The organism is Lysobacter sp. Soil_N_51 (assembly GCF_057655755.1).
Genome location: NZ_JBDGLR010000005.1, coordinates 299,753 through 306,383 on the forward strand (window position 1 = coordinate 299,753; position 6,631 = coordinate 306,383).

The window sequence follows — 6,631 nt, forward strand, 5'->3', positions numbered from 1 at the left end:
TTGAGCGCATGTCGCTTGAGTCCGACGGTCTTGCATACGTTGCGCTTACATCCGTCCGGCTAAATCTGTTCCGCTCCAATCCATCCATTCGAATTTCCGCGACTTAAACCCACTCGACCCAAATCACCATGAACTGAGGTTCTGCATGCGCATTCTCGATCGCTCCGTTTATGTCGGCCCTTCGTTGTATGCGCACTTTCCGGTCATACGCCTGGAGCTGGACCTGCAGGCACTGGAAGCCTGGCCGACCGCGCGTCTCGGATCGGCCTTCATCGACGGACTGGTCGAAGCCTTGCCCGGACTGGCCGAACACGGCTGCTCCTACCGCGAACCCGGCGGTTTCGTTCGCCGCATGCGCGAGGACGAAGGCACTTGGCTGGGCCACGTGCTCGAACACGTCGCGATCGAACTGCAGAACGTCGCCGGCGAGAACGTCACCTTCGGCAAGACCCGCAGCGTCAGCGACGACCGCCCCGGCGTGTACTCGGTGGTGTACGAGTACGCGCAGCGCGAAGAAGGCATCGCCGCGGGCGAACTCGGCATCAAGCTGTTGTGTTCGCTGCTGCCCGAGGAGATTCGTCCGGCCGGCAGCGTGCCGGCGGACTTCGAATGGGAAAGCGCGCGCGACGGCTTCATCCGCTACGCGCAGCGCCGCGCGCTCGGGCCGTCGACCGCTTCGCTGGTGCGCGCGGCCGAGGAACGTAATATTCCGTGGTTGCGGCTCAATACCCAGTCGCTGATCCAGTTCGGCCATGGCAAGTATCAGCAGCGCATCCAGGCCACGGTGACGGGGCGGACTTCGCATATCGCGGTCGAATTGGCCAGCGATAAGGAAGAGACCAACAAGATCCTCGCCTCGCTCGGCTTGCCGGTGCCGCGGCAGGAGTTGGTCAGCGATTCCAGCGGCGCGATCCGCGCGGCGAAGAAACTCGGCGGTTCGGTCGTGACCAAGCCGTACAACGGCAACCACGGCCGCGGCATCACCATCGACATTTCCAGCGACGAAGACGTGCGCGCCGGTTTCGAGGCCGCGCGCGAGCATTCGCGTTCGGTGATCGTCGAGACCTTCGTCGGCGGCGACGATCATCGTCTGCTGGTCATCAACGGCGAACTGATCGCCGCGACCAAGCGCACGCCCGGCCATGTGGTCGGCGACGGTTTGCGCAGCATCGCCGAACTGGTCGAACTGGTGAATCAGGACCCGCGCCGCGGCGTCGGCCACGAGAAGGTACTCACCCGCCTGGAGCTGGATTCGCAGGCCGAATTGATGATGGAACGGGTTGGGTACACCGCCGCGTCGATCCCGAAGCCCGGCGAAATCGTCTACCTGCGCTCCACCGCCAACCTGTCCACCGGCGGCACCGCGACCGACGTCACCGACATCATCCATCCCGACAACCGCGACATGGCGGTGCGCGCGGTGCTCGCGATCGGCCTGGACGTGGGCGGCGTGGATTTCATTTCGCCCAACATCGCCGAGAGCTACAAGAACATCGGCGGTGGCATCTGCGAGATCAACGCCGCGCCCGGCTTCCGCATGCACGTCGCGCCGAGCGAAGGCACGCCGCGCGATGCCGCAGGTCCAGTCATCGACATGCTGTTCGCGCCCGGCGCGCCGACCCGGGTGCCGATCGCCGCGATCACCGGCACCAACGGCAAGACCACCACCGCGCGCATGCTCGCCCACATCACCAAGATGGGCGGCTACACCCCGGGCCTGACCACCACCGACGGCGTCTACATCGACGGCCAGCGCACGGTCGAAGGCGATATGACCGGCCCGGTGTCGGCGCGCATGGTGCTGTCGGACCCGCACGTCGACATGGCGGTGCTGGAAACCGCGCGCGGCGGCCTGCTGCGCGCCGGCATGGGCGTGTCCGAGGTCAACGTCGGCGCGGTCCTCAACATCCAGTCCGATCACCTCGGCCTGAAGGGCATCGACACGCTCGAACAACTCGCCGAGATCAAGCGGGTGGTGGTCGAAGTGGCCACCGATTGCGCGGTGCTCAACGCCGATGATCCGCACGTGTTGAAGATGTCGGCCTACACCGACGCCAAGGTGATCTGCTACGTCACCATGAACCCCTCGCACGCGCTGGTGCGCGAGCACATCCGCGCCGGCGGCCGCGCCTGCGCGCTCGAGGCCGGCATCAACGGCCACATGATCACCTTGTACGACAAGGGCAGCCATATCCCGCTGCTGTGGACGCACCTGATCCCGGCGACGATGGAAGGCCGCGCGCTGCACAACGTGCAGAACGCGATGGTCGCCGCGGCGATGGCGTTCTCGCTGGGGATCAAGCTCGACGCGATCCGCCACGGCCTGCGCACGTTCGACACGACCTTCTTCCAGGCCCCGGGCCGGATGAACGTCTACAACGAACATCCGTTCAAGGTGGTGATGGACTACGGCCACAACGCCCACGCGGTCAGCGTGATGTCGGACCTGGCCCAGCGCCTGGACGTGCCGGGCCGGCGCATCGTGGTCCTGGCCGGTCCCGGCGATCGCCGCGACGAAGACCTGCACGCGATCGCCGAAGCGGTCGCCGGCCGCTTCGATCACTACATCTGCCGCCGCGACGATTCGCTGCGCGGCCGCGACGGCGACGAAGTGCCGCGGATCATTGCCAAGAAACTGCTCGCGCTCGGCGTGGCGGAAACCTCGATTTCGATCATTCCCGACGAGCAGCAGGCGGTCGACGCCGCGCTGCGCATGGGCCAGGCCGGCGATCTGATACTGGTGTTCGCCGATGCGCTGGCGCGTTCGTGGAAGCAGATCATCCACTTCCAGCCCGAGGGCGTGGTCGCCGCGGTGGCGCAGCGCGCTGAACTGCCGCCGCTGGAACCGGCGCTGGACGAAGCCGCGTTCGCGGCGATGGAAGGCGTTGTGCGCGACGAACGCGGCTTGCGCTTCGAACGCGAAGAGAGCGACTGAATACGTGTCCATACCTGAGCAAGAACCATCCGTGCAGGCCACCGCCGCGCCGCCGCCCGAGTACGCGTTCGCGTTCGAGGACTCGCGCCGGCTGACCGGCAGCAACCTGTACTTCGACGGCCCCGGCGCCGCGCTGGAGACGCGCGGCGACGCGCGTCTGGACGCCGCTGCGCTGGCGGGTTGGCGACGCACCATCGCCGACGCGCGCGATGCGCTGGATTGGCCGGAAGGTCCGATCGTGGTGCGCGTGCATGCCAGCGGCGCCTCGCTGGCCTTCGTCGCGCCGATCGATCAGTTGTACGCCGCCACCGAAGTCGCCGAATGGGCCTGGATCGCCGCGGCCGGGCCGATCACCCAGGACGTGTTGCCGCCGCATGCGCCCGGCCATGCCGCGTATTGGGATCGCGCCAGCGCGCTCGGCACCCTGCGCGCGCTGGCCGGCGCCGAGGCGAATCCGGCCCTGATCGAGTTGCTCGAACAGGCCCACGCACGCGGCCTGCCGGCGCACAGCGACGACGATGCGTTGTCGATTGGCGAAGGCATCGGCAGCCGGGTCTGGCCGATCGACGCGCTGCCGCCGCCGTCGGAGGTGCCGTGGCCGCAGTTGCACGCGATCCCGACCGCGGTGGTCACCGGTTCCAACGGCAAGACCACCAGCGTGCGCCTGCTCGCGGCGATGGCGCGCCGGCACGGCTGGTCGACCGCCTACAGCAGCACCGATGGTCTGTTCGTCGATCGCGAACGGGTCGACAGCGGCGATTACTCCGGCCCGGTCGGCGCGCGCACCCTGTTGCGCCAGCCGACCGTGCAGGCCGCGATCCTGGAGACCGCGCGCGGCGGCATCCTGCGCCGCGGCGTGACCCCGCGCGATGCGCGCGTCGCCCTGGTCACCAACATCAGCCCGGACCATTTCGGCGAGTACGGCATCCATTCGCTGGAAGACCTGGCCCAGGTCAAGCTGACCGTCGCGCGCGCCCTGGGCGACGACGGCCTGCTGGTGCTCAACGCCGACGACAGCCTGCTGGCCCGACAAGGCCCGTCGCTGTCACGCCGGATCGGCTGGTTCGCCCTGGACGACAGCCACCCGCTGCTGGCGATGCACCGCGCCGACGGCGGCGCGACCTGCGGCGTCGACCAGGCCGGCCGTCTGCAACTGAACTACGCCGGCCAGCGCCACGACCTCGGCGCGGTCGCGGACATGCCGCTGAGCTACGCCGGCCGCGCCCGCTACAACGTCGCCAATCTGGCCGGCGCGGCCCTGGCCGCGGTCGGCCTGGGCGTCGCCCCGGCGCAGATCGCCGAGGTCCTGGCGAGTTTCGGCTCGCAGCCCGGCGATAACCCCGGCCGCCTGCAGCGCTGGCGCCTGGGCGACAGCGAGGTCTACCTGGACTACGCCCACAACCCCGACGGCCTGCGCGGCCTGCTCGAGGTCGCCGCGCGCGGCCACGGCCGGCTGGGCCTGGTGCTGGGCCAGGCCGGCAACCGCGAGGACGCCGACATCCGAGCGCTGGCCGCGGTCGCGGCCTCGTTCCGGCCGGACCGGGTGGTGCTCAAGGACATCGAAAGCTTCCTGCGCGGGCGCGCGCCGGGCGAGGTCGCGGCGATCCTGCGCGGCGAACTGCTCGAACGCGGCGTGCCCGAGGCGGCGATCCAGGTCTGTCTGGACGAGGCCCGCGCCGCCGCGCAATTGCTGGAATGGGCCGCGCCCGGCGATGTGCTGGTGATGCCGATTCACAATTCCGACGCCCGCGACGCCGTCGTTGCCTTGCTCGATCGGCTGCAACTGGGACAATGGCGCCCCGGCCTGCCGCTCGCAGGCGAACCGACCCGCGAAGTGGAGTAACCGATGACGGATGTCTTGCGCACGATCCTGGCCCGCAAGGTCGAGGAAATCGAACAACGCAGCCGCGTGCGCTCCCTGGCCGACCTGCGCGCGCGCGCCGCCTCGCAGCCGCGCGCGCGCGGTTTCGTCGACGCGATCAAGCGCAAGCACGCCGCCGGCGAAGCGGCGGTGATCGCCGAGGTCAAGAAGGCCAGCCCGTCCAAGGGCCTGATCCGCGCGGACTTCAAGCCCGGCGAGATCGCGCGCAGCTACCAGGCCGGCGGCGCGGCCTGCCTGTCGGTGCTGACCGACGTGGATTTCTTCCAGGGCAGCAACGCCTACCTGGCCGAAGCGCGCGAAGCCTGCTCGCTGCCGGTGCTGCGCAAGGATTTCACCATCGACCCGTACCAGATCTACGAGGCGCGCACGATCGGCGCCGACGCGATCTTGCTGATCGTCGCCGCGCTGGAAGACGGCGCGATGATCGAGATGGCCGGGCTGGCGATGGAACTGGGCATGGACGTGCTGGTCGAGGTCCACGACATCGACGAACTCGAACGCGCGCTGCAGACCGACTGCGAGCTGATCGGGGTCAACAACCGCAACCTGCGCACCTTCGAGGTGTCGCTGGATACCTCGATCGCGCTGCGCGAGGCGGTGCCGCGCGATCGCACCCTGGTGACCGAGAGCGGCATCGCCACGGCCGGCGACGTCGCCCGCATGCGCGGCGCCGGCATCGAAACCTTCCTCGTTGGCGAGAGCTTCATGCGCGAACGCGACCCGGGCGCGGCGCTGCAGCGCCTGTTCGCGGCGTGAGCGAGGTCCGCCCGGCCGAAGTCGCCGCGCCGCGGTTCCGCGCGGTGCGCGCCGATGCGCCGCTGATCGTGTTCGACTTCGACCACACCTTGTACGACGGCGATTCGGGCAGTCATCTGTTCGCCTGGCTGATCAAGCGCTCGTGGTGGCGGATGGCGCTGGCGCTGCTGATCGCGCCGGTGGCCGGGCCGATGGTGGCGTGGCTGAAGACCCGCCGGGTCGGCATTTCCGCCTTCGTCTGGGTCGGCACGGTCGGCGTGCATCGCGCCGGCGCGCTCGACAGGATGATCGACCGCTACGTCAGCCTGCATACCGAACAGATCCGCGCGCGGCTGCTGCCGATCGCGCTGGACGTGCTGCATCACCATCGCCAGCAGGGCGACCGGGTGGTGATCGCGACCGGCGCGCCGCCGGAACTGGCGCGCGCGATCCTGAGCTTCGTCGCCCACGAGGACGTGCCGGTGGTCGGCACCCTGGTCGGCCCACGCCTGGGCGCGCTCGGCGCCCGCCGCCACTGCCACTCGTACATGAAGATGACGATGCTGCGCGAAGCCGGTTTCACCGCGCCGGTCGAAATCGCCTATTCCGACAGCAGCGCCGACCTGCCGCTGCTGCACGCCGCGCTCAAGCCGGTGGTGGTCAATCCCAAGCGCAAGCGGGTCGAGATGTTCCGCCGCGTGCTGCCGGCCGGCACCCCGATCCTCAACTGGGGCTGCCCGGGGCGGGGCGGGGATGCGGTGGGGTCGGCCTGATCGCCCCGATCGCCCCTGGCAGGCGCTCGACCCGATAGACCAAGCACCATCGCCCGATCGCGTCGCTCCTACACGAAGCCAAGGTGATTTGGCCGTCGTCCGCCCCCAGCGCAGGCCGCCCGCAGCCCCTGTAGGAGCGGCGCAAGCCGCGACCCGGCCAATCGGCAGCCGATGCACCTCGTTCAAGCGCGGCACCGCCCGTCGTCCGCTCTGCGGGCAGAGTTCGCAATAGTCGAATTGGCGCGGTCGCGGCTTACGCCGCTCCTACACGAAGCCGAAGCGCGACCCAGCGCAGACCGCCCGTAG

Annotated in this window: 4 protein-coding genes; all 4 read left to right on the forward strand. The window is 69.3% G+C overall.

Annotated elements, in window-relative coordinates; all coding sequences use genetic code 11:
- The first annotated feature begins 145 nt into the window (after positions 1 to 145).
- From cphA to AC3A4T_RS11075, 4 genes are read left to right on the forward strand one after another with little or no spacing between them, the layout of a single operon-like run.
- Complete coding sequence (cphA, locus tag AC3A4T_RS11060) at positions 146 to 2,935, forward strand: cyanophycin synthetase (RefSeq protein WP_487675439.1); 2,790 nt, start codon at positions 146 to 148, stop codon at positions 2,933 to 2,935.
- Positions 2,936 to 2,966: 31 nt separating this feature from the next.
- Positions 2,967 to 4,778 (forward strand): Mur ligase family protein, encoded by a 1,812-nt coding sequence (locus AC3A4T_RS11065; protein WP_487675440.1) that lies wholly within the window; start codon positions 2,967 to 2,969, stop codon positions 4,776 to 4,778.
- A 3-nt stretch (positions 4,779 to 4,781) separates the two neighbouring features.
- Positions 4,782 to 5,573 (forward strand): indole-3-glycerol phosphate synthase TrpC, encoded by a 792-nt coding sequence (trpC, locus tag AC3A4T_RS11070; RefSeq protein WP_036104907.1) that lies wholly within the window; start codon positions 4,782 to 4,784, stop codon positions 5,571 to 5,573.
- Positions 5,570 to 6,325, forward strand: a complete 756-nt coding sequence (locus AC3A4T_RS11075; RefSeq protein WP_487675441.1) for an HAD-IB family phosphatase — start codon at positions 5,570 to 5,572, stop codon at positions 6,323 to 6,325. The genes trpC and AC3A4T_RS11075 overlap by 4 nt, the downstream gene beginning before the upstream one ends.
- Positions 6,326 to 6,631: the final 306 nt, after the last annotated feature.

Coding starts and splice junctions, on each gene's coding strand:
- trpC (WP_036104907.1), top strand. CDS start 4,782: ATGACGGATGTCTTGCGCACGATCCTGGCCCGCAAGGTCGAGGAAATC.
- cphA (WP_487675439.1), top strand. CDS start 146: ATGCGCATTCTCGATCGCTCCGTTTATGTCGGCCCTTCGTTGTATGCG.